This window comes from Pseudomonas sp. CFBP 13710 (assembly GCF_014842235.1).
GTDB lineage: Bacteria > Pseudomonadota > Gammaproteobacteria > Pseudomonadales > Pseudomonadaceae > Aquipseudomonas > Aquipseudomonas baltica.
This window is the reverse complement of record NZ_JACYVJ010000001.1, coordinates 132,127-152,312: the sequence shown is the minus strand read 5'-3', so window position 1 is coordinate 152,312 and position 20,186 is coordinate 132,127. Positions and strand designations below refer to the sequence as shown.

Sequence of the window (20,186 nt, the reverse complement as noted above, 5' to 3'; positions counted from 1 at the left end):
AGGGGGGCCTTGCGATTGTGCAGGGCCTGTGTAGGAGCGGTCAGCGGCCGCGAAGGATTGACGCGGTATGCCTGACACACCGCGGTGCCCTTTTCGCGGCCGATGACCGCTCCTACAGGAGAGCTTGCGATTGTGCAGATCCTTTGTAGGAGCGGTCAGTGGCCGCGAAGGGTTGACGCGGTATGCCTGACACGCCGCAGTGTATTTTTACCTGGCAGTCAGATTTCGAGGATGCCGGAGGCCATGTAGCCGCCGTCCACCGGGATCACGTGTCCGCTGATGTAGGAAGCATCGTCGGATGCCAGGAAGGCCACCGCGCCGGCCATTTCCGCGGGGGTGCCGTAACGACGCATGGGCACGGCGCGGGCGTAGGACTCGCGGGTGGCACTCGAGTGCAGGCGTTGGGTCAGCGGCGTGTCCACCGGCCCCGGCGCGATGCCGTTGACGGTAATCCCGTACTCGGCCAGCTCGATCGCCATTTGCCGGGTGAGGCCAATGACCGCTGCCTTCGACGTGCCGTACGCGGTGCGCCCCGCGCTCGCGCGCATGCCGCTGATGGAGGCGACGTTGATGATCCGCCCCCAGCCCTGCGCCTTCATCAAGCGTGCCGCGTGCTGACCGCACAACAGTGCGCCGGTCACATTGATGTTGAGTACCCGCTGCCAATCGGCCAGGTCGCAATCCAGGAAGGCTTGCGTCCTGGCGATGCCGGCGTTGTTCACCAGCACGTCGCAGCGCGGCAGGCTCGCGAACACCTCGGCGATCGACTCGGCATCACCGATGTCGATCATCGCCGCCTCGGCATCGATCCCCTGCGCGCGCAGGCCGGCGACCATTTCCTCGGCGGCGCCGCGGTTGATGTCGGCGACCACCACGCGGTGGCCGTCCTCGCCCAGGCGCTGGGCGATTGCCGCGCCAATGCCCATGGCCGCGCCGGTGATGAAAGCTACCCGACCTGCGCCAATGCTCTTCACGCCGGTGGTGCTTGAAAGCTGTCTGACTGCTTGGCTCATGACCAGGACTCTCTTAAAGGAAACCGATGGAAATCCACGGGAAACAGGCAACGATGACCAAGGCCACCACCAGTGCCGCCAAGTACCCCCAGACACGCCGGATGACGTGGTCGGACGACGTCTTGCTGATGGCACAGGCAGCGTAGAAACCCACCCCCAACGGCGGCGCGAACAGACCGATGCCCATGGCCAGGATCACCACCATGGCGTAGTGCACCGGGTGGATGCCGAGCATTTCGGCCAACGGGAACATCAAGGGGCCGAACAGCACGATGGCCGGAATGCCTTCGAGCACGCTGCCCAGGATCAGGAAAGTGACGATGGTGACGAACATGAAGCCGATCGCCCCGCCCGGTATCTCGCTGATCAGGTCGACCAGGTTGGCCGAGAACCCCGACTGGGTCAGGGCCCAGGCCATCGCCGAAGCCATGCCGATGATCAACAGGATTGCCCCGGACAGTGCCGCAGCCTCGATCATCATCGGGTAGACCTTGCGGAACTCGATGTGGCGCATGAACAGGTGCATCACCAGCCCCACCAGCACCACGTAGGCCACACCGATGGTCGACACCTCGGTGGCGGTCGCCGCCCCTTCGAGCACGGCCACGCGGATCAGCAGCGGCAACGCCAGGGCCGGCAAGGCGATCATGAACGTCTTGGCGACCACCGACATCGGTGCGCGCTTGACGGTGGGCATGGCTTCCTTGCGCGAACGCCACCAGCAGACGATGGCGATGACCACGGTGGCCACCACCGCCGGCATCAGCCCGCCGATGAACAACGCGGTGATCGAGACACTGCACACCGCACCGATGGTGATCAGCACCAGGCTGGGCGGAATGGTCTCGGTCATGGCGCCGGTGGCGGCCAGCAAGGCGGCCAGTTCTTCCGGCTCGGAGCCGCGCTTCTTCATTTCCGGGAACAGCGCCGGCGCCACCGCGGCCATGTCGGCCACCTTGGAGCCGGAGATTCCCGACACCAGGAACATCGCGCCGAGCAGCACGTATTGCAGGCCACCGCGCACATGGCCCAGCAGCGAGGCCATGAAATCGATCAGGGTGCGGGCCATGCCCGACAGCTGCAACACCACCCCCAGCAGAACGAACAGCGGCACGGCGAGCAGGACCATGTGCGACATGCCCTCGTCCATGCGCCCGACCACGATGGACAAAGGTGCATGGGTGGCCAGCGCCAGATAGGCCATGGTCGCGGTGCCAAAGGCGAACGCGATCGGGATGCCACCGAACACGCAGGCACCCAGCAGCACCAGGAAGAACACCACCAGGTTGTAGTTGCCGATCTCCGCCAGCAGCGGCTGGGACAGCCACAGCGTGCCGCCGACTACCGCGACCACGGCGACGCCGGCCACGAACTGGCGCAGCGTGGAGTAGCGCGCCATGCGTGACACCGCTGCCAGCAGCATGAGCATGGCGCCAACCGGCAAGGCTGCCGCGCGCACCCCGTCGGGGATGCCCAGCGCCGGGGTGGTGATCGCCATCTGCTCGTGGGAGTGGACCATCGCCGGGGTGATGATCATGGCCACGAACAGCACCACGATCAGCGCCGACAGGGTTTCGCTGAAACCACGCCAGGCCGGTGGCAGCTTGTTCACCAGCGCCGACATGCGCATGTGCTCGCCCCGATCCAGGGCCAGCACGGCGCCGAACATCGCCAGCCAGATGAACAGCGACGAGGCCAGCTCATCGGTCCACACCAGCGGGTTGTGAAACACGTAGCGCGAGACCACGCCGGCCAGCAGTACACAGGTCTCGACCAGCATCAAGGCTACGGCAAGCACCTCGACCACGCGCATGGCGCCGCGGTTGAGGCAGATGAGCGCCCGGGCCGGCAGGGGCATGGCAGCGTTTTCGACCGGCATCGCCTCGGCGCTCATCATGCCAGCTTCCCGGAGTATTTTTCGAGGATGGCCCAGGCCGCTTCACCGAACTTCTCGTGCCAGTCGGCGTAGTAGTTGGCGCTGCGCAGCTTCTCGCGGAACGCCTGCGGCTCGGTGTCGGCCAGCTCCAGGCCCTTTTCCTTGAGGGTGTCGCGGATGCTGCCCTGCAAGGCCGCCAGGTCGGCGCGCTGGCTCATGACCGCGGCATCGACGTGCTTGCGCACCACGGCCTGCATGTCCGCCGGCAGGCGGGCGAACGACTTGCTGTTGCCGAGCATCCAGAAGCCGTCCCACACGTGGTTGGTCAGCGAGCAATACTTCTGCACTTCATAGAGCTTGGCCGACGACACCAGGGTCAGCGGGTTTTCCTGACCCTCGACGATGCGGGTCTGCAGGGCCGAATACACCTCGGCGAAGTTGATGCTGGTGGGCGCCGCATCGAACGCCTTGAAGATCGACATGATGATCGGGCTGGGCGGCACGCGCAGCTTCATGCCGACCAGGTCTTCGGGCTTGAGCACCGGACGGGTACTGGTGGTGGTGACGCGAAAGCCGTTGTCCCAGATCTTGTCGAAGGCGAACAGGGTCTCGGTCTTGGCGATCTCCCCGCGGACATGGGCGCCCAGCTCGCCGTCCATCGCACTCCAGACCTGGTCGTAGTCCTTGAAGGCGAAGCCCACGGCGCTGATCTGTACCGAAGGCACCAGGGTGCCGAGGATCACCGGCGACAGGGCGAACATGTCCACCGCGCCGGAGCGCACCTGGGCCAGGGTGTCGGTGTCGCTGCCCAACTGGCTGCTGGGGAACACCTGGATCTGCACCGCGCCGTCGGTCTCTTCCTTGATCGCCTTGGCCATTTCCCGCGCCCGGACGTTCATCGGGTGAATCATGGGCAGGTTGTTGGCGAACTTGAGCTTGAAGTCCGCCGCCTGGCTTTTCGAGCTGTACAAGCCCAGGCCAGTGGCTGCGACCGCCGCCGATGCGAGGGTGGCGGTCTTGATGAAACTGCGGCGCGAGAAATCACTCATGTAGCTCTCCTGACCTTCTTGTTTTTATTGACCGGTTTGATGACCGGGCTGCCGTGGCTGGCGCTGGGGATGCAGGGTGAGAAAGCAAATCGGGTGCCACCCCTGCCCCGTCGGCGCAAAAAGCGTATCCAAGGGCGCCCGCCGGCAAGCAAGCCCCTGTTTTGCTTGAACAAAACTGTACCGACTCGAATGTATCCGCACGTTTCACGCCTAAAGCGCCGTACAGCCTGATGTAACAGGTGTCTCCCGCAGGTGTCGCCTGCCGCGAACGAAGCGACACCTGTGGCGACACGACACCTCGCCACGGTAACAGCCAGCCCGCCACGGGCCGGCGTTTCAAGCCCTTGGCACCGCTCTTGCTATCGACCTTGGCAAACAACATCAATCCAGATTTCATTCGAGGAAAGACCTCATGGGTTCGCCAGTCATCAGCGGTTGGTACCACTCCCCCTTCGGCAAATTCGACCAGCTCGACCCCGAGCAGATGATGGCCGATGCGGCCGTGGCCGCGCTCGAGCATGCAGGGCTGGACGCCGAACAGATCGATTCGGTCCACGTCGGCCATTTCAACGCCGGCTTTCTCTATCAGGATTTCCCCTCCGCCCTGCTCGCCAACCACATTCCGGCCCTGCGCTTCACCCCTTCGGTGCGCGTAGAGAACGCCTGTTCCACCGGCTCGGCGGCGATCCATTCGGCGTTGCAGGCAGTGCTCTCCGGCCAGGCGCGCCACGCGCTGGTGGTGGGCTTCGAGAAGATGAACACGCTGCCCACCGAGGAAGTCGGCAAGATCCTGCTCAAATGCTGCTACGCCAAGGAGGAAGCACAGATCGAGGGTGGCTTCGCCGGGGTGTTCGGCACCATCGCCCAGACCTATTTCGACCGCTACGGCGACCAGTCGGACGCGCTGGCGATGATCGCCGCGAAGAACCACGCCAACGGCGCGTTGAACCCCTATGCACACATGCGTCGCGACCTGGGCTATGAATTCTGCCGCGAGCCGTCGGCAAAGAACCCGTTCGTGGCCGGGCCACTCAAGCGCACCGACTGCTCGCTGATCACCGACGGCGCCGCCGCCCTGGTCATCAGTCGCGACGACCATGCGCCCGGCCGTGGCCAGGCGGTGAGTTTCCGCGCGGCAGTGCAGGTCAATGACTACCTGCCGCTGTCGCGCCGCGACCCGACTTTCTTCGAAGGCGCGGCGCGCGCCTGGCAGCAAGCGCTGGGCACCTCTGGCCTGAGCCTGGCCGACCTGTCGCTGGTGGAAACCCACGACTGCTTCACCATTGCCGAACTGCTCGAATACGAAGCCATGGGCCTGGCCGAACGCGGCCAGGGCGCACGGGTGATCGCCGAGGGCATCAGCCGCAAGGACGGCCGGCTGCCGATCAATCCTTCTGGCGGGCTCAAGTCCAAGGGCCACCCGATCGGCGCCACCGGCGTGTCGATGCACGTGATGGCGGCCATGCAGCTCAGCGGCCAGGCCGGCGACATGCAACTGGCCAAGGCCGACCGCGCTGGCGTGTTCAATATGGGCGGCGCTGCGGTGACCAACTACGTGAGCATTCTGGAGCGCGTGCAATGACCGGCATCGACAATGTGATGAACCTGGGCGAACTGCTCAACCAGATTGCCCGCCGCTACCCGGATGCACCGGGGTTCATCCGCGGTGACCAGGTGCACACCTGGCGCAGCATCTCGCAGCGGGTCGACCGCGTCGCCGCCGCACTGCGCGCGCGCGGGCTGGGCAAGGGCGACAAATTGCTGGTGCATTCGCGCAATAACCTGCCGCTGTTCGAGAGCGCCTGGGTGGCGTTCCGCCTGGGCGCGGTATGGGTACCGACCAACGTGCGCATCACTCCGCCCGAGGCTGCCTATCTGGGCAGTTCCAGCGGCGCGGTGGCCATGTTCTACGACGACGGCCTGGCTCACTACGTGGATGCCGTGCGCGCCGAGTCGCCGGCCCTGGTGCATGTGATCGCCCTTGGCGAACCCCGCGAAGGCGAACTCAGCTACGGGCAGTTGCTGGACGAAGGCGCGCCGCACGCCAGCGCTTTCCGCCCCGCCGACGTCAACTACCATGACCCGCTGTGGTTCTTCTACACCTCGGGCACCACCGGCCACCCCAAGGCCGGAGTGCTCACCCACGGGCAGATGGCCTTCGTCATCAACAACCACATCGCCGACCTGATGCCCAGCCTGACCCAGCATTCGCGCTCCCTGGTGCTGGCGCCGTTGTCCCATGGCGCCGGCATCCATGCGCTGGTCAACGTCGCACGCGGCGCCGCCTGCGTGTTGCCGGCCGGCGATCGACTGGACTGCGACGAAGCCTGGCGCCTGGTGCAGGAACACCGGGTCGACAACCTGTTCACCGTGCCGACCATCGTCAAGATGCTCACCGAAGACCCGGCCGTCGACCGCTACGACCACAGCAGCCTGCGCCAGGTGATCTATGCCGGCGCGCCGATGTACCGCGCCGACCAATGTCACGCCCTGCGCAAGCTGGGCAAGGTGCTGGTGCAGTATTACGGGCTGGGCGAAGTTACCGGCAACATCACCGTGCTGCCCGCCGATTGCCACGATGCCGAGGATTCCCCGGCCGCCAAGGTCGGCAGTTGCGGCTATCCGCGCACTGGCATGCAAGTGGCGATTCTCGACGAGTCGGGCCAGGAACTGGCGACCGGCGAGGACGGCGAGATCTGCGTGCGAGGCCCGGCGGTGTTCAGCGGCTACTACAACAACCCCGAGGCCAACGCCAGCTGCTTCAAGCACGGCTGGTTCCACACCGGCGACCTGGGCCACGTCGACGAGCACGGCTACCTGTTCATCACCGGCCGGGCCTCGGACATGTACATTTCCGGCGGTTCCAACGTTTACCCGCGCGAGGTCGAGGAAGCCCTGCTGACCCACCCTGCTGTCAACGAAGTGGCCGTGCTGGGCATGCCGGACGCGAAATGGGGCGAATGCGGCTGCGCGGTGATCGTCACCACCGGCCCGGTCAGTGACGAGCAGTTACTGGCCCATCTGGAACCGCGTCTGGCTCGCTACAAATGGCCCAAGCACTTCGTGCGCTGGGACGACATGCCCAAGTCCGGCTACGGCAAGATCGTCAAGAAGCAGATCCGCGCACTGCTGCAGGAACGCGAGGAGGTAGCCTGATGAACCCCCATTTCGAACAGCGCGATGGCGTACGGGTGTTCGTCCACGGCGGGCCGGCGCAGCAGCCGCGGCGCCTGGACCGCAGCGTGGCCCAGGGTGAAGAGTTGCGCATCGTGTTGCCCCTGGCGTGCAACGTCGCCGAAGGCTTGCTGGCCGCCCTGCGCGGGCGCCGCTACGGCAGCGCGGTGGGGCGCATCCTCTGTGGCGGCGCGGCGCACCTGAGCTACCACCGCATGGTGGTCACCGACAAGGCCGAGCGCCCCTACGACTACGGTGCGCCAGTGGTACTGGACGGCTACATCACGTTCATCAGCGGCGCCATCACCGTGGGCCGCGATGCGCAGAACATGCCGTTGCTGCATTGCCACGCCGGGTTCCTGGACCGCGACGGGCAGCAGCACGGTGGCCATCTGGTGCTCGACAAACTGATTGTGGGCAGCGAAAACCTGGTGATCCGCCTGTGCCTGTTCGATCAGGTCGCCTATCAGGCACAGCCCGATGCCGAAACCCACTTCAATCTCTTGCACCCGATCGACCAGGAGGCCTCATGAACGCCAGCGCCGTACTCGAACCCGACCTGTCCGCTTCCAGCATCCAGACCGGCCGCCTGGGCCGACTCGTGGTCGCCCGGCTCAAACCCAACGAAGACATCGTTGAAAGCGCCGAAGCGCTGTGCGCCAGCCACGGGATTGCACTGGCCGTGATTCGTGGCGGGCTGGGCAGCCTGATCGATGCACAGCTGGGCTATCTGGGCCGACACGGCATGAAGACCCTGAACGTGCCGGGACCGGGAGTGGAGATTCTGAGCATCAGTGGCGAGATCGTCATCGGCGAGAGTCGCCTGCAGGCGGTGGTTGCGGACGCCGACGGCAACATCTTCGCCGGACGGCTGGAGCGCGGCCGCAACCTGTCGTTCATCACCGTCGAGTTGACCCTGCAGGAGTGGCTGCCGGACTGACGCCCCCCCGTGGCCCTCACGTAGGAGCGGTCAGCGGCCGCGAAGAAGCTATCGCGGTGGATCAGGCCGACCGCGTCAACCTTTCGCGGCCACGGACCGCTCCTACAAGGTTCTGCGCGGTTTTCGGTTCCCCGTAGGAGCGGTCATCGGCCGCGAAAAAGCTATCGCGGTGGATCAGGCCGACCGCGTCAACCTTTCGCGGCCACGGACCGCTCCTACAAGGTCCTGCGCGGTTTTCGGTTCCCCGTAGGAGCGGTCAGCGGCTGCGAAGAAGCTATCGCGGTGGATCAGGCCGACCGCGTCAACCTTTCGCGGCCACGGACCGCTCCTACAAGGTTCTGCGCGGTTTTCGGTTCCCCGTAGGAGCGGTCATCGGCCGCGAAAAAGCTATCGCGGTGGATCAGGCCGACCGCGTCAACCTTTCGCGGCCACGGACCGCTCCTACAAGGTTCTGCGCGGTTTTCGGTTCCCCGTAGGAGCGGTCAGCGGCCGCGAAAAAGCTATCGCAGTGGATCAGGCCTACCGCGTCAACCTTTCGCGGCCACGGACCGCTCCTACAGGGTCGTGCACAATCTCGGATTGCCCGCTCTATCACTCCTGCCAGTGGCGACATTTGGATGTCTGGCCGACACCCGGGTTGAACGCGTTGCAAGGGTCCAGCTGCTGGTAGAACGCCTTGAGCGCCGGCTTGGCCGGGTACAGATGGCCGACGTTGTGCTCTGCGGGGTACTCGGCGCCGCGCTCGTCGAGCAGTGCCCACATGCGATGCTCCACCGCCAGGCAATCACTGCCCTTGCGCAGGATGTAGTCCTGGTGGAAGACGTGGCAGAAGAAATGCCCGTAGTACAGCTTGACGATCATCTGCTGCTCGATGTCGTCGGGCAGCGTCTCGAACCACTGCCGATCGTTGCGCGCCAGGGCGATATCCAGGGCCACGATGTCCTCTACCTCGCGGTCATGCACCGCGCGATAGCGAACCGCCGCACCGGCAGCGGCAAACCGATGCAGGAAGGCCTTGCTGCCCTCCTCTGCGGTACAGCGGAAGAAGTCTCCCTCGCGCCCGGCGAACAATCCTTCGAGCAGCTTCTGGGTCGGTGCCACCGAGCCGGCTGACACCTTGAGCATCAGGTAATGCTCGTAACGCTGCCGGAAATCGCGGATGCGGGGTGGCAGGTGATCGGGGAAGCAGCGCGCGGCGACCTGCAGGACCCGGTCGGCGAGGTTGGCGCGCAGCCAGGGAAAGCGCTTGAGAAAGGTGTCGGCGCGGCTCTTGAGGGCAAACATCCTGGGCAGCCGCTGCGTGCCCAGGTGGTGGATCATCAGGAAGGTGTCCTTGCCGTACTCGGCAGCCACGTCATAGGCGTCGCGATGCATGTACTCGCCGGCAATCGGCAGTTCGTCGAACTGCTCGAGCATGTGCCGGCGAATCTGCGTGAGGTCGGCGGTGTCGTTGCTGCCGATGTAGAACACGGCGGTGTCGCGCTCGGCGGCGAAGGTGTCCAGGCGCACGGCGAACACCGCCAGCTTGCCGGCACTGCCGCTGGCCTCGTGCAGGCGCTGGTGGTCGGCGTTGAAGCGCGCCGGGGTAGGCGCGTCGACCTCGCGCACATAGGCGGCATAGCCATGGTCGGAACCGAGCCCGGCATCGGCCTTGATGTCGGTTGCGGTGTAGCGCTGGGCGTCGAGGTTGCCCAGAATCTGCTCGGGCGTGTCGCCCAATTCGACGCCAAGGTGGTTGACCAGCTGCAAGGTGCCGTCCGCGCCGAGCTGGGCATACACGGCCATCTGCGTATAGGCCGGGCCGCGGCGCACCAGCGAGCCGCCGGAATTGTTGCAGACACCGCCGAACACCGACGCTCCGATGCACGAAGAACCGATCACCGAATGGGGCTCGCGGCCCAGCGGCTTGAGCACCTTTTCCAGCTGATCGAGGGTGGAACCGGGGAAGCAGATGACCTGCCGACCCTCCTCGATCACATGCACCGTGCGCATGCGCAAGGTACTGATGATCACCACTTCGCGGTCGTAGCCGCCGTCGGGCGTGGAACCACCGGTCAGGCCGGTATTGGCCGCCTGCATGATGACGATGACGTCCGCCGCCACGCAGGCCTTGACCACCTGCCACTGCTCCAGCAGCGAGCCGGGGCGGACCACGGCCAGTGCGTTGCCGCTGCCAAAGCGGAAGCCCTGGCGGAAACGTTCGGTCTCGGCCGATTCGGTCAGCACGTGGGTGGCGCCGACGATGCCGCGCAGGGCGCTGATCAACTCGTTCATTGCGGCACCACCGCGACGGCATCGACTTCGATGAGCATGCCGTCCAGGGCCAGGCGCGGCACCGGGATCAACGTGCAGGCAGGGGTCATTTCGTCGCCCCACGCCTCGCGCAGGGTGTCGCTCCAGATGGCCAGGCGCTCGTGGTCGTGATCGACCACCAGCACGGTCAGCTTGGCGACATGGCAATAATCGGCACCGACCGAGGCCAGCGCGGTGCGCAGGTTGGCCAGGGCCTGCCCGGCCTGCAGCTGGAAGTCCGCGGAGATGCTGCTGTCCAGGCTTTCACCGCCCTGGCCGGCGATGAACAGCAACTTGCTGCCAGCGGCGACCTCGGCCACATGGGAGTAGCCATAAGGCGCCGGGTCGAAAAGGCCGGGCGGGTTGCTGAGCGTGAGCGGGGCGAGGTCGGGCATGGGCAGGCTCCTGTTGGCTGACAGACCTTACCCTAGCACGGCTGGCCGGGCACATCGCGGGTTCTTCAGGCGTCTTTCGGCCATCCTCCGCCAAGGGCCCGATACAGACGCACACGGTCGATCGCCGCCGCGGTGGCGCTGTCGACCAGCTGGGTTTGCGTGGCCAGCAGCGCGCGCTGTACACCCAGTACGTTGATGAAGTCGGTGGCGCCCTGGTTGTAGCGGTCGCGGGCAGTGCCCAGGGCCACGGTGTTCTGCCGCACTGCCTCGCCCAGCGCCGCGTGGTGCTGCTGTTCGGCGGCATAGTCGCTCATGGCATCGTCGACCTCGTGCCAGGCCGCCAGCACCACCCGTTGGTAGTCCAGCGCCGCTTGCTGCTGCTGGTGCTCGCGCAGCTCGAGGGTGCCGGTCAGTCGCCCGCCCTGGAAGATCGGCAGGTACAGGCTGGGGCCGAACGACCAGCTGCGCGAATCCCAGCCGCCCAGGTCCGAGCCGGCCAGCGCCTGAAAACCGAAGCTGGCGCCCAGGCTGACCCGCGGATAGAAATCCGCCTTGGCCACGCCGATGGCTGCCGTGGCGCGATGCAGGGCGGCTTCGCTGCGCTGGATGTCGGGCCGGCGCCGCGCCAGCTCCGAGGGCACCCCCATGGGCACGTCCGGGGCGGGGTTGGGAATGGCCTGCGGGGTGCGCAGTTCGTCGGCCAGGGCCCGGGGCGGCTCCGCCAGCAAGTAGCTCAGGGCGTTGATCAAGCGGTCCTGTTGCGCCTGCAGCATCGGCAGCGACGCTTCGATGGTTGCCACCAGTGCGGCGGCGTTGGCGGTGTCCAGGTTGGTGGTGACGCCGTTGTCGTACCGGGTCTGCGTCAGGCGCTGGCTTTGCCGGGCTATATCCAGGTTCTGCCGCGCCACCGCCAGGCGTGCCTGCACGCCACGCAGGCGGATGTAGTCGGTGGCGGTGCGCGCCGCGATACTCAAGCCGACCGCATCGCGCTCGGCCTGGCTGAACTGGACGTCGGCCTCGGCCATCTCCACGCTGCGCTGGACGTGGCCCCACAGGTCCACTTCCCAGCTGGCGTCGAGCGCCCCGCTCCACAGTTCGAAAGGCGCCCGGCCGTTCTGGCCGGACGGATCGTTCAACCCCTCGCCACTGTTGCGCTCGCGCTGGTAGCCGCCACGCGCGCTGAGCCCGGGCAATTGCTGGCTGCCGCTGACCTGGCGCAGGGCCTGGCTTTGCTGCACGCGGTTGCTCGCCGAGCGGATGTCCAGGTTGGCTTTGGCCGCACGGGTGACCAGCGCGGTCAGTTGCGGGTCGCCCAGCTGCTGCCACCAGGCGGCGTCAAGCGCCGCGTCGGCGCGCGTCCCGGCGCTGTCCTGCCACTGGGTTGGCAACGCTGCCCGAGGACGCTGGAAGTCCGGGCCGACGCTGCAGGCGCCCAGGCTGCTCAAGGCTAGAACCAGCAATGCACGTTTCATTTCAGGGCTCCTGGGTGGTATCGACCGACGCGACCACCGACAGGCCCACCCGCAGACGGTCAAGGTGCGGTTGGTCGGCCTCGAACACCACCTTGACCGGGATGCGCTGCACCACCTTGGTGAAGTTGCCGGTAGCGTTGTCCGGGCTGATCGGCGCGAACGACAGGCCGGTGGCCGGTGCCACGCTGTCGATATGGCCGCGGAATACCTGGTCGGGAATGCTGTCGACACGAATGTCCACACGCTGCCTGGCGTGCATGTGCGCCAACTGGGTTTCGCGGAAGTTGGCGACCACGAACGCCTGGTGCAGCGGCACCAGGGCCAGCAGGGGTCGGCCCGGCGCGACGTAGGCGCCCACACGCACCGAACGCTGGCCGATCATGCCATCGGCGGGTGCCAGAATCTGCGTGTACGACAGGTTCAGCTCGGCCTGCTGCAACGCCGAGCGGTCCTTGTCCACTGCTGCCTCGGCCACTTCCAGTTCGGCCTTGAGCACGTCCAGGGTGCGCTGGGCCGCGACCCGCGAGGCCGCATCGCGGTCACGCGAGGCTTCCCAGCCCTGCAGTTCGGCCTCGGCCTTCTGCCGCTCTTCCTGGGTGCCGGCGCCGGCCTGGGACAGGTTGCGGTAACGCTGGGCGTTGGCCTGGGCAAACTTCAGCGAAGCGGCAGTGGCACGGGTCGCGGCGCTGGCCTGGTCGATCACGGCCGCCTGACGCTCGATGCTGGCGCGCAGATTCTTCACCTGTGCCTGTGCGGCACCGACATTGGCCTGGGCGGCCGCGACCGATGCCGCGTAGTCGCGCTCGTCCAGACGCGCGAGCAACTGCCCGGCCTGGACCGATTGGTTGTCCTGCACCAGCACCTCGGTGACCACCCCGGCTACCCGTGGCGCCACCAGCACCGAGTCGGCGCGGATGTAGGCATCGTCGGTGCGCTGCACACCATCGCTGTGCAGCACGTGATAAAGGCCATAGGCCGCGCAGACGAGGATGGCGGCGCCGATGAGGGATACAGCGGTTCGGTTGTTCATAACGGATTTCATGACGGTACCGGGGGTTGCGGTGGATAGGCGCGTTTGGGCAGGGTTACCAACACCACCAGCAGCACGGCGATGAAGGCCAGCAGCGCGAGGAATGCGTCGCTGTAGCTGAGCACGAACGCTTGCGCGCGCACGCGACCGGCCATCTCGGCGGCCGGTTCGCCGTAGAGCGGCATCAGGCTCTGGTAGCTGTTGCCGAGCTGATCGAGCAAGGTGTTGGAGTGCAGGTGCTCGCGGGCGGTGACGAAATTCTCCAGCACCACGCCGGCCACCACCGAAGACAGCCCGCGCAGGGTGTTGACCATGGACGAGGCGAACGGGCCCTCCAGCGGATGAATCACGCCGGTGGCGATCATCAGCAACGGCACCACCACCATCGGTTGGCCAAACGTGTGCAAAGCCTGCAACAGATAGAAGTCGTCGCGGATCCACTCGCCGGTGATCTGCGAGCCGCCGAGCAGGGCCAGGGTCAGCAGGCCGAAACCGGCCGCCATCACATAGCGCGAATCCACCCAGTTGCGGTTGATGACGAACGCCACCAGTGGCGCGACGAGCAGCTGCGGCAAGGCGATGCACAGCGCGGTGGGCATGGTCTGCAGCGGCCGGTAGCCCTGGATGTGGGTCAGGTAGCCTGCCGGAATCGCGCTGCCGGCCATGCCGACGAACAGGAACAGGCACAACGTGGTGATGCCAAAGGCGAAGTTGCGCCGGCCCAGCAACTGCAGCTTGAACAGTGGCAGCGGGTGGAACCACTCGTTGAGCAGAAACAGCGGCAGGCAGACGCCGGCGCCGATCAACAACAAGGCGATCAACGGCGAGTCGAGCCAGTCGAGCCGTTCGCCCTGGGTCAGGCCGATGATCAGCATGCTGATGCCCGCGGTCCCGAGCAAGGCACCGCGCCAGTCGGCCTGCTTGAAGCGCTCCAGGCGCAAGGGATCCTGGGGCAGGCCGTAGGCAATGCAGGCAGCGCCGATGAGGCACGCTGGAATGATCTGCCAGAACACCATGCGCCAGTCACCGCCCTCGGTCCACAGCGCGGCGAGCGGCATCGCCAGGTTCGGCCCGAAGGTGGCGGTAAGCGCATAGGCCGACAGCCCGTACAACTTGATGTGCCAAGGCAGAAAACGCAGCGCGGCGGTCATCAGCAGCGGCGGCAACGCCCCTCCGGCAAGGCCCTGAAGCACGCGCAAAACCAGCAGACTCTCCAGGTTGGGCGCGAACGGGCACAGTGCGCCGAAACCGGCGAAGGCCACGGTGACCACGATGGCGAAGCGGCGCAGCGAAAACGTCACCGCCAGCCAGGGCGCCAGCAGCATCGCCGAGACCTCGGCGGCCGCATAGGCAGAACTGACCCAACTGCCTTCATCATGGCCGAAACCGTAGATGCCCAACAGGTCGGCCAGGGTAATGTCGGTGACACGGTCATTGATGCCGGACGTCAGCGCGGCGATCAATACGCCGATCAGGCCGAGTGCCAGGCGCCCGCCGAAAGGGGTCGGGGCTGGGGGTGAAGGTGGGGACACAAAGAAATCCTGCTGGCGGCAACCAACGACAGACTGACTGTTGGCTCGGTAACCTGTTGGCTGGTTAACCTGTTGGCTGGTTAACCTGTTGGCTTGGTAACTTATGCGATACACTGTACCGAACAGCGATACAAAAGGCAAATTGCATGAGCAGCGACAACGATCGCAACGGTATTCAAGTCATTTCCCGGGCAGCGGCTATCCTGCGCTGCCTCGAAAGCGAACCCGACGGCTTGAGCCTGGGCGCAATCGCCAAGCGCATCGAGCTACCCCGCTCCACGGTGCAGCGGCTGGTCGACGCCCTGGCCCACGAAGAGCTGCTCAAGGTGCACGGCGCCGGCGGCGTGTGCCTGGGCCCGGCATTGATGCGCCTGGCCTCCAACAGCCATGTCGACATCATCCAGCAGGTCCGCCCCTATATGGAGGCACTGACCGAGCGCACCGGAGAAACCTCGGTACTGGTCAACCGCAACGGCACCCACCTGATGCTGCTGCACTCGGTGGTGTCGCCGCAGCCGCTGCGTGTGGCGCCCTCCTCCGGGAGTTTCCTCAGCGTCTACGCGACCTCGGGGGGCAAGGCATTGCTGGCCAAGATGAGCGACGAAGCCGTCGTGCAACTGCTCGGCCCGGTGCTCGAGCCGCTGACGCCCAGCACACCGGACCTGCCGCACTTGCTTGAACAATTGGCTGAGGTCCGCGCGCGGGACTATGCCTGCGACGCCAATGAGCACATGATGGGCGTTGGTGCCGTGGCCGTGGCCCTGCAGACCTCGCAAGGTCAGTACGCCCTGGCGCTGGTAGGTCCGGTATGGAGGGTCGAGGCGCAGCATGAGGTGTTTCGCCAGGCGTTGTTCGATACCCGCCAAGCCTTGACGCGTGCTCTGGGCGCAGGCCTGCGCACAGGCGAGACGTCGTCAATTTGAAACAAAATGCCACTATCTTGATTGGCACAAGTGCCGAACCTAAAGGCAACATGACACTCAGAGAGTCGCCCCTGCCACAGGATAACAGGCAGGAAAAACAAAGACAGGGAGACCCAGGCGGCTGCTCGCAGCACGCATTGGACGGGTGTGTCAGCTAACCCAAAGAGAGTTCAAGACCCATCCTATGAAAACTTTGAGCAACTGTGCCCGGCAGTTGAAACGCTACTACTATGCATTACCCGCCATGCTGTTGGCCGGTACCTGTTCCTTCCTGGCCTTCGAAATCAGCGACAGCCGTGCGGCTCCAGTGGATGGCACGCAGACCCTGGTGTTCCTGCGCCACGCCGAGAAACCCGCAGGTGGCCTCGGCCAGCTCAACTGTCAGGGCCTCAACCGCGCGCTGAATCTGGCCGAGGTGCTGCCACAACGGTTCGGCAATGCCGATTTCGTGTTCGCCGCCGACCCTGGCCGGCACGTCGAGGAAGGCGAGAACGACGAATCCTACAGCTACCTGCGCCCGCTCATGACCATCAGCCCCAGCGCCATCAAGCTCGGCCTGCCGGTGAACATCGAATACGGCGCCAACGACACCCAAGACCTGGCCAAGGAACTGATGCGCGACAAGTACCACAATGCCGTCATCTACACCGCCTGGTCGCATGGCTACCTACCGGAACTGATCAACGAAGTGGCCGGCCGCGCCGTGGGCCAGAAAATGAACATCACCGACGACTGGGAATCCGGCGATTTCGACTCACTCTACGTGCTGACCCTGACCTGGCACGACGGCAAGGCCAGCCTGCTCTCGCGCAACGTCAAGCAGGGTCTGGACAACGGCCATACGGCTTGCCCGGTCTGACACCGGCCAGGGCCGTGTGAGTGGCACCAAGCGCTGCAAGGGAGGCTCGGGTATACTGCCCCTCCCTTTCAACGCGCTTGCCCCGGAGTCACCATGCCTGTCAGTCAACATCCCGATGCCGATCCGCTCGTCCAGGACGCCGAGCTCGACAGCCAGGCAGCGGTCCCGGCGTTCACCTTCCCGTTCAAGCCCGGTGCTTTCGCAGCCAAGGAAGCGGCTCGCTACCCCGGCGCCGGCAAGTCCAACCACGACAAGACCCCAGGCCGCGCGCCGAACGGCACGCGCCGCTCCATGGGCAAGCGCTGAGCGCCCGCCGTAGGCAAAACCCCGGAATGCACAACGACAAAGCCACCCTAGGGTGGCTTTGTGATTTTCAGGGCTTCTGGCGCTGCTGGGAATACTGCCGCGCGATGATCGGCACGATACGCCGTCCGTCGTGCCAATAGCGCCCGGCCAGGCGACGCGGCTCGCTGAGGATGCGGTGCAGCCACTCCAGTGACAGCTTCTGCACCCACATCGGCGCGCGTTGCACCTTGCCCGACAGGAAGTTCAGCGCTGCGCCCGTGCACAAGCCTACGCCGTGGGCCAGGCCGCGGTCGGCGATCATCTTGCACAGCAGTTCCTGGCGCGGCGAACCGACCGACATGATCACCAGCTGCGCCCGATGCTGTTCGACGAACTGCAGGGTGGCCTCCACTTCTGCAGGGTTGTCGATGAAGCCCATCGGCGGGTTGTAGTGCAGGAACGTCACCGCCGGGTAGCGCTGGGCCAGCACCTGCAGCACATCGGTGGTCGAGCCGACGACCGTCACGGTCCAGCCTTCACGCTGGGCTTCATCCATCACCGACACGGTCAGGGTGCTGCCTGGGATGGCTTCGGGCACACCGGCGTCGAACTTGCGCAGCACGGGCATCAGTACGCGGCTGTCGCAGACCCGGTAGGCCGCCGCGTCATAGGCATTGCGGAAAACCGAGTCGTTTTCAAGCAGCACAACGTGGTTCACGTTGGCGGTAACCACGTAGCCAAACGGCTTGTTCACGTCGCCCTTGATGGCACGGATCAAGTGCGTTTGGTCACCTTTGTAGAAATCTATTCCAAAAACTTTCATCCAGGCCGTCCTATCAGTTCTAGAATGCGTTAATGCAGCGCCATAGAAAGGCTGCGGGAGCTTGGACGATTCGGCTTATTCGTCTGAAGCATGGTAATTGACTGGTTTCCATCCATAGGCTGAGCCAATGAACAGCAAAAGGTTGTATTCACGTGCAGATTCCGGGCGCGCAGTACCTTTCGTGCCTCAACTCCACCCGTCTCGTCCTCGTCGTGCACTGTTGAGTGCGGCGATGTCGATGGCGCTGGTGCTGGGCTCTGGCGCCGCATTCGCGGATGTGCCGATGGTTCAGATCAACGTATCGGGGGCGGAGTTCTCCGAGAATGCGTTTCCGGGCGTGGAAGGTACGCATTATTTCTTTCCGCGCGAAGGTTTCTTTGCCAACTGGAAGCGTCGCGGCATTCAAAGCGTGCGTTTTCCGCTCAAGTGGGAGCGCCTGCAACCCACGCTGGGTGGGGCATTCGACCCCACCTATGCCAAGTTGATCGACAAGATGCTGGTGCAGGCTGCACAGGCGAACATGCAAGTGATCCTCGACGTGCACAACTACGGGCGCTACCGCGGCAAGATCATCGGCACCAGGGAAGTCACCGTGGCTCACTACAAGAACCTCATGACTCAGATGGCCCGCCGCTGGAGCCCCTACAGTGCGCTGGCCGGCTACGACCTGATGAACGAGCCGCACGACGAATCCGACGCCATCTGGCCGACTGCGGCGCAGGCTGGCATCGACGCCATACGCAGCATCGACAAGACTCGTCCGATCTACGTCGAGGGCCGCTCGTGGGCCAGTGCCGAACGCTGGCCGCACTATAACGACGAGCTGCTCAAACTCAAGGACCCGTCGAACAAGCTGATCTTTTCCGCGCATATCTACATCGATCCAGACGGCAGTGGTAACTACAAGAATCGAATTTCCGGCAAATGGGATCCGGATATCGGGGTAAACCGAGCCAAGCCCTTCGTCGAGTGGCTCAAGCGCAACGGCAAGAAAGGCCACATCGGCGAGTTCGGCGTCCCTGACAATGACCCCCGCTGGCTGGACGCGGCCGAGCGGCTGCACAAGTACCTGGCCCTGCAGTGCATGCCGCTCACCTACTGGTCGAGCGGCCCTTACTGGGGTGGCTACTTCATGGCGGTCGAGCCGATCAACGGCAAGGCCCGTCCTCAATGGTCGGTCATGGGCAGGTACCTGAAAGAGCCGAAGTGCAAGGCTATCGGCCCGACCTGATCGCCAGGCCCACAGGGCCGGCCGGTCGTTCCAAGGGACGATCGGCCGGTTGCGATGCCGGCACCCTCACCTGACCGTAATAGACGAATGCCGCAACCGCGAGCGCTGCGATGTTGCCGTCGTACATCATGGCCGGCGACAGGAACAGGTTGATCAGGTTGAAGCACATGTCCAGGACAAAGGCAGCCAGCAGGTCGCCTTTGTTGCGGCACTGACGGCTGATTCTCCAGAATCCGACGAAGTACACCAGAATGATCAGCGGCATGATGAAGCCGTAGCGATACAGCACGCCCAGCAAGCCCACGTCCGACAGGTAGAAGTACGAGCTGTACAGGCGCGAGAACCCGCCCTGCCACTGCAGCGACAACGCCCCCATCCCTACGTACCAGTTCGCCGCGGTGTCACGCAGAATGATCGCCGTGGTATCGGCACGCACCCCACCCGGCTCGGTCGCTTCCTGCACCAGGGCCATCAGTCGCTCGTACTGCGCTTCGAACGGCGCCGGCATCACCATGTAGGCGATTCCGCCCACCACGATCATTGCCAGGCCCAGCTTGACCAGCACATGCAGGTGCGCACGGAAGATCCACAGCGCCGCCAGGGTCCACACCAGCATCGTGTTACGCGTCTGCAGAACCAGCCACAGGTAGGCGGCGAACAGGCCGAGCAACAGCACCGGGACCAATTCGATACGACGGCGCAGGCGGTACATCAGCATCATCGCGCACAGCGACACATACGACCCGCCAATGCTGAAGCGATCCGGACGCAACGGGTTGAGGCCGTAGTCCTTCTCGTCGACGTTGAACGCCACGGCGGCGTTTTCCGGGACGATCTTGAAGTAGTAGAGGAAGCCTACCGCCACGCACGCCAGGCCACCGATCAGGAAATAGCGCTCGAGCTGCTCCTGGGTCGGTTGCGCCTTCAACATCAGGTACAAGGCCGGGAAGAACAGCAGGTAGAGGAAGTTGCGGCGCTCTTCGAGCAGGCCGTAGAACAGCGGCTGCTCGAAGTGATACCAGGAGAACAGTGCGGACATCACCGGCAGGGCCACGCCCATGAACAGGATCCACATACTGGCCCGTGACTGCCACGGGCGTTGCCACATGGCCAGCAACAACACCGCTGCGCCCACCACACCGGCCAGGTACAGCTCACGCAGGTACGGCAGCCCCGCCAGCTTGTTGTCGGTCAGGAAAACGAAGCCGGAGTTGACCACCACCAGCAGGCACAGCAACGTGCGCGGATTGAACAAAGCCTGGAGCATGTCCGTTACCTCGTGGACGATAGAT

The 20,186-nt window shown here is 65.0% G+C and carries 18 protein-coding genes; 8 read left to right on the top strand and 10 right to left on the bottom strand.

The window, feature by feature from the left end; genetic code table 11:
* Positions 1-218 precede the first annotated feature (218 nt).
* The 3 genes from IFT44_RS00695 to IFT44_RS00685 are packed head-to-tail and all read right to left on the bottom strand — an operon-like array spanning position 219 to position 3,938.
* Entirely contained in the window at positions 219-1,013 is a 795-nt protein-coding gene (locus IFT44_RS00695; RefSeq protein ID WP_192054420.1) for an SDR family NAD(P)-dependent oxidoreductase, read from the bottom strand.
* Between the two features lie 13 nt (positions 1,014-1,026).
* A complete protein-coding gene (locus IFT44_RS00690; RefSeq protein WP_197975690.1) occupies positions 1,027-2,910 on the bottom strand; it encodes a TRAP transporter large permease in 1,884 nt (627 codons plus the stop codon).
* Positions 2,907-3,938 carry a TRAP transporter substrate-binding protein gene (locus IFT44_RS00685; RefSeq protein ID WP_122478479.1) on the bottom strand — a complete coding sequence of 344 codons (1,032 nt, stop codon included), beginning with the start codon at positions 3,936-3,938 and terminating at the stop codon, positions 2,907-2,909. Before IFT44_RS00685 ends, IFT44_RS00690 begins: the two co-directional genes overlap by 4 nt.
* Positions 3,939-4,350: 412 nt before the next feature.
* Here IFT44_RS00685 and IFT44_RS00680 point away from each other — a divergent pair, with 412 nt between their 5' ends.
* The 4 genes from IFT44_RS00680 to IFT44_RS00665 are packed head-to-tail and all read left to right on the top strand — an operon-like array spanning position 4,351 to position 8,052.
* Entirely contained in the window at positions 4,351-5,520 is a 1,170-nt protein-coding gene (locus tag IFT44_RS00680) for an acetyl-CoA acetyltransferase (RefSeq protein ID WP_192175230.1), read from the top strand.
* On the top strand, positions 5,517-7,094 hold the full coding sequence (locus IFT44_RS00675; RefSeq protein WP_199861451.1) for an acyl-CoA synthetase: 1,578 nt from the start codon (positions 5,517-5,519) through the stop codon (positions 7,092-7,094). The genes IFT44_RS00680 and IFT44_RS00675 overlap by 4 nt, the downstream gene beginning before the upstream one ends.
* Positions 7,094-7,645: a hypothetical protein gene (locus IFT44_RS00670; protein ID WP_122478483.1), complete on the top strand. Its 552-nt coding sequence runs from the start codon at positions 7,094-7,096 to the stop codon at positions 7,643-7,645. The genes IFT44_RS00675 and IFT44_RS00670 overlap by 1 nt, the downstream gene beginning before the upstream one ends.
* Positions 7,642-8,052, top strand: coding sequence for a PPC domain-containing DNA-binding protein (locus IFT44_RS00665; RefSeq protein WP_122714218.1), 411 nt, complete (start codon positions 7,642-7,644; stop codon positions 8,050-8,052). The genes IFT44_RS00670 and IFT44_RS00665 overlap by 4 nt, the downstream gene beginning before the upstream one ends.
* Before the next feature lie 591 nt (positions 8,053-8,643).
* On the opposite strand, the gene dld is transcribed toward IFT44_RS00665, so the two are convergent.
* The 5 genes from dld to IFT44_RS00640 form a co-directional block, all read right to left on the bottom strand.
* Positions 8,644-10,326: a D-lactate dehydrogenase gene (dld, locus tag IFT44_RS00660; RefSeq protein ID WP_192175229.1), complete on the bottom strand. Its 1,683-nt coding sequence runs from the start codon at positions 10,324-10,326 to the stop codon at positions 8,644-8,646.
* Positions 10,323-10,739 (bottom strand): RidA family protein, encoded by a 417-nt coding sequence (locus IFT44_RS00655; RefSeq protein WP_192175228.1) that lies wholly within the window; start codon positions 10,737-10,739, stop codon positions 10,323-10,325. Before IFT44_RS00655 ends, dld begins: the two co-directional genes overlap by 4 nt.
* Before the next feature lie 65 nt (positions 10,740-10,804).
* On the bottom strand, positions 10,805-12,211 hold the full coding sequence (locus IFT44_RS00650; RefSeq protein WP_192054411.1) for an efflux transporter outer membrane subunit: 1,407 nt from the start codon (positions 12,209-12,211) through the stop codon (positions 10,805-10,807).
* 1 nt (position 12,212) lies between these two features.
* Positions 12,213-13,241, bottom strand: coding sequence for an HlyD family secretion protein (locus tag IFT44_RS00645; protein ID WP_240998795.1), 1,029 nt, complete (start codon positions 13,239-13,241; stop codon positions 12,213-12,215).
* A gap of 8 nt (positions 13,242-13,249) precedes the next feature.
* The gene (locus tag IFT44_RS00640; RefSeq protein ID WP_342214249.1) at positions 13,250-14,773 is read right to left on the bottom strand and encodes an MFS transporter; all 1,524 of its coding nucleotides are present in this window, start codon (positions 14,771-14,773) and stop codon (positions 13,250-13,252) included.
* 146 nt (positions 14,774-14,919) lie between these two features.
* Here IFT44_RS00640 and IFT44_RS00635 point away from each other — a divergent pair, with 146 nt between their 5' ends.
* The 3 genes from IFT44_RS00635 (at position 14,920) to IFT44_RS00625 (ending at position 16,861) form a co-directional block, all read left to right on the top strand.
* Positions 14,920-15,696 carry an IclR family transcriptional regulator gene (locus tag IFT44_RS00635; protein WP_122478497.1) on the top strand — a complete coding sequence of 259 codons (777 nt, stop codon included), beginning with the start codon at positions 14,920-14,922 and terminating at the stop codon, positions 15,694-15,696.
* Positions 15,697-15,880: 184 nt separating this feature from the next.
* On the top strand, positions 15,881-16,555 hold the full coding sequence (locus IFT44_RS00630; RefSeq protein ID WP_122478499.1) for a histidine phosphatase family protein: 675 nt from the start codon (positions 15,881-15,883) through the stop codon (positions 16,553-16,555).
* A 93-nt stretch (positions 16,556-16,648) separates the two neighbouring features.
* Positions 16,649-16,861, top strand: coding sequence for a hypothetical protein (locus tag IFT44_RS00625; RefSeq protein ID WP_185793556.1), 213 nt, complete (start codon positions 16,649-16,651; stop codon positions 16,859-16,861).
* Between the two features lie 67 nt (positions 16,862-16,928).
* Here IFT44_RS00625 and IFT44_RS00620 read toward each other — a convergent pair whose 3' ends face one another.
* Complete coding sequence (locus IFT44_RS00620; RefSeq protein WP_122478503.1) at positions 16,929-17,663, bottom strand: WecB/TagA/CpsF family glycosyltransferase; 735 nt, start codon at positions 17,661-17,663, stop codon at positions 16,929-16,931.
* 181 nt (positions 17,664-17,844) lie between these two features.
* On the opposite strand from IFT44_RS00620, the gene IFT44_RS00615 reads away from it, so the two are divergent.
* On the top strand, positions 17,845-18,894 hold the full coding sequence (locus IFT44_RS00615; protein WP_342214248.1) for a glycoside hydrolase family 5 protein: 1,050 nt from the start codon (positions 17,845-17,847) through the stop codon (positions 18,892-18,894).
* Here IFT44_RS00615 and IFT44_RS00610 read toward each other — a convergent pair.
* Complete coding sequence (locus IFT44_RS00610; protein WP_122478508.1) at positions 18,878-20,161, bottom strand: hypothetical protein; 1,284 nt, start codon at positions 20,159-20,161, stop codon at positions 18,878-18,880. The genes IFT44_RS00615 and IFT44_RS00610 overlap by 17 nt on opposite strands.
* Between the last annotated feature and the right edge of the window lie 25 nt (positions 20,162-20,186).

Bases quoted from the DNA above. Each gene is read 5' to 3' on its own strand.
- IFT44_RS00685 (WP_122478479.1), bottom strand. From the start codon at position 3,938: ATGAGTGATTTCTCGCGCCGCAGTTTCATCAAGACCGCCACCCTCGCA.
- IFT44_RS00610 (WP_122478508.1), bottom strand. From the start codon at position 20,161: ATGCTCCAGGCTTTGTTCAATCCGCGCACGTTGCTGTGCCTGCTGGTG.
- IFT44_RS00650 (WP_192054411.1), bottom strand. From the start codon at position 12,211: ATGAAACGTGCATTGCTGGTTCTAGCCTTGAGCAGCCTGGGCGCCTGC.
- IFT44_RS00625 (WP_185793556.1), top strand. From the start codon at position 16,649: ATGCCTGTCAGTCAACATCCCGATGCCGATCCGCTCGTCCAGGACGCC.
- IFT44_RS00630 (WP_122478499.1), top strand. From the start codon at position 15,881: ATGAAAACTTTGAGCAACTGTGCCCGGCAGTTGAAACGCTACTACTAT.
- IFT44_RS00620 (WP_122478503.1), bottom strand. From the start codon at position 17,663: ATGAAAGTTTTTGGAATAGATTTCTACAAAGGTGACCAAACGCACTTG.
- IFT44_RS00670 (WP_122478483.1), top strand. From the start codon at position 7,094: ATGAACCCCCATTTCGAACAGCGCGATGGCGTACGGGTGTTCGTCCAC.
- IFT44_RS00655 (WP_192175228.1), bottom strand. From the start codon at position 10,739: ATGCCCGACCTCGCCCCGCTCACGCTCAGCAACCCGCCCGGCCTTTTC.
- IFT44_RS00635 (WP_122478497.1), top strand. From the start codon at position 14,920: ATGAGCAGCGACAACGATCGCAACGGTATTCAAGTCATTTCCCGGGCA.
- IFT44_RS00690 (WP_197975690.1), bottom strand. From the start codon at position 2,910: ATGATGAGCGCCGAGGCGATGCCGGTCGAAAACGCTGCCATGCCCCTG.
- IFT44_RS00645 (WP_240998795.1), bottom strand. From the start codon at position 13,241: ATGAACAACCGAACCGCTGTATCCCTCATCGGCGCCGCCATCCTCGTC.
- IFT44_RS00680 (WP_192175230.1), top strand. From the start codon at position 4,351: ATGGGTTCGCCAGTCATCAGCGGTTGGTACCACTCCCCCTTCGGCAAA.
- IFT44_RS00695 (WP_192054420.1), bottom strand. From the start codon at position 1,013: ATGAGCCAAGCAGTCAGACAGCTTTCAAGCACCACCGGCGTGAAGAGC.
- IFT44_RS00675 (WP_199861451.1), top strand. From the start codon at position 5,517: ATGACCGGCATCGACAATGTGATGAACCTGGGCGAACTGCTCAACCAG.
- IFT44_RS00665 (WP_122714218.1), top strand. From the start codon at position 7,642: ATGAACGCCAGCGCCGTACTCGAACCCGACCTGTCCGCTTCCAGCATC.
- dld (WP_192175229.1), bottom strand. From the start codon at position 10,326: ATGAACGAGTTGATCAGCGCCCTGCGCGGCATCGTCGGCGCCACCCAC.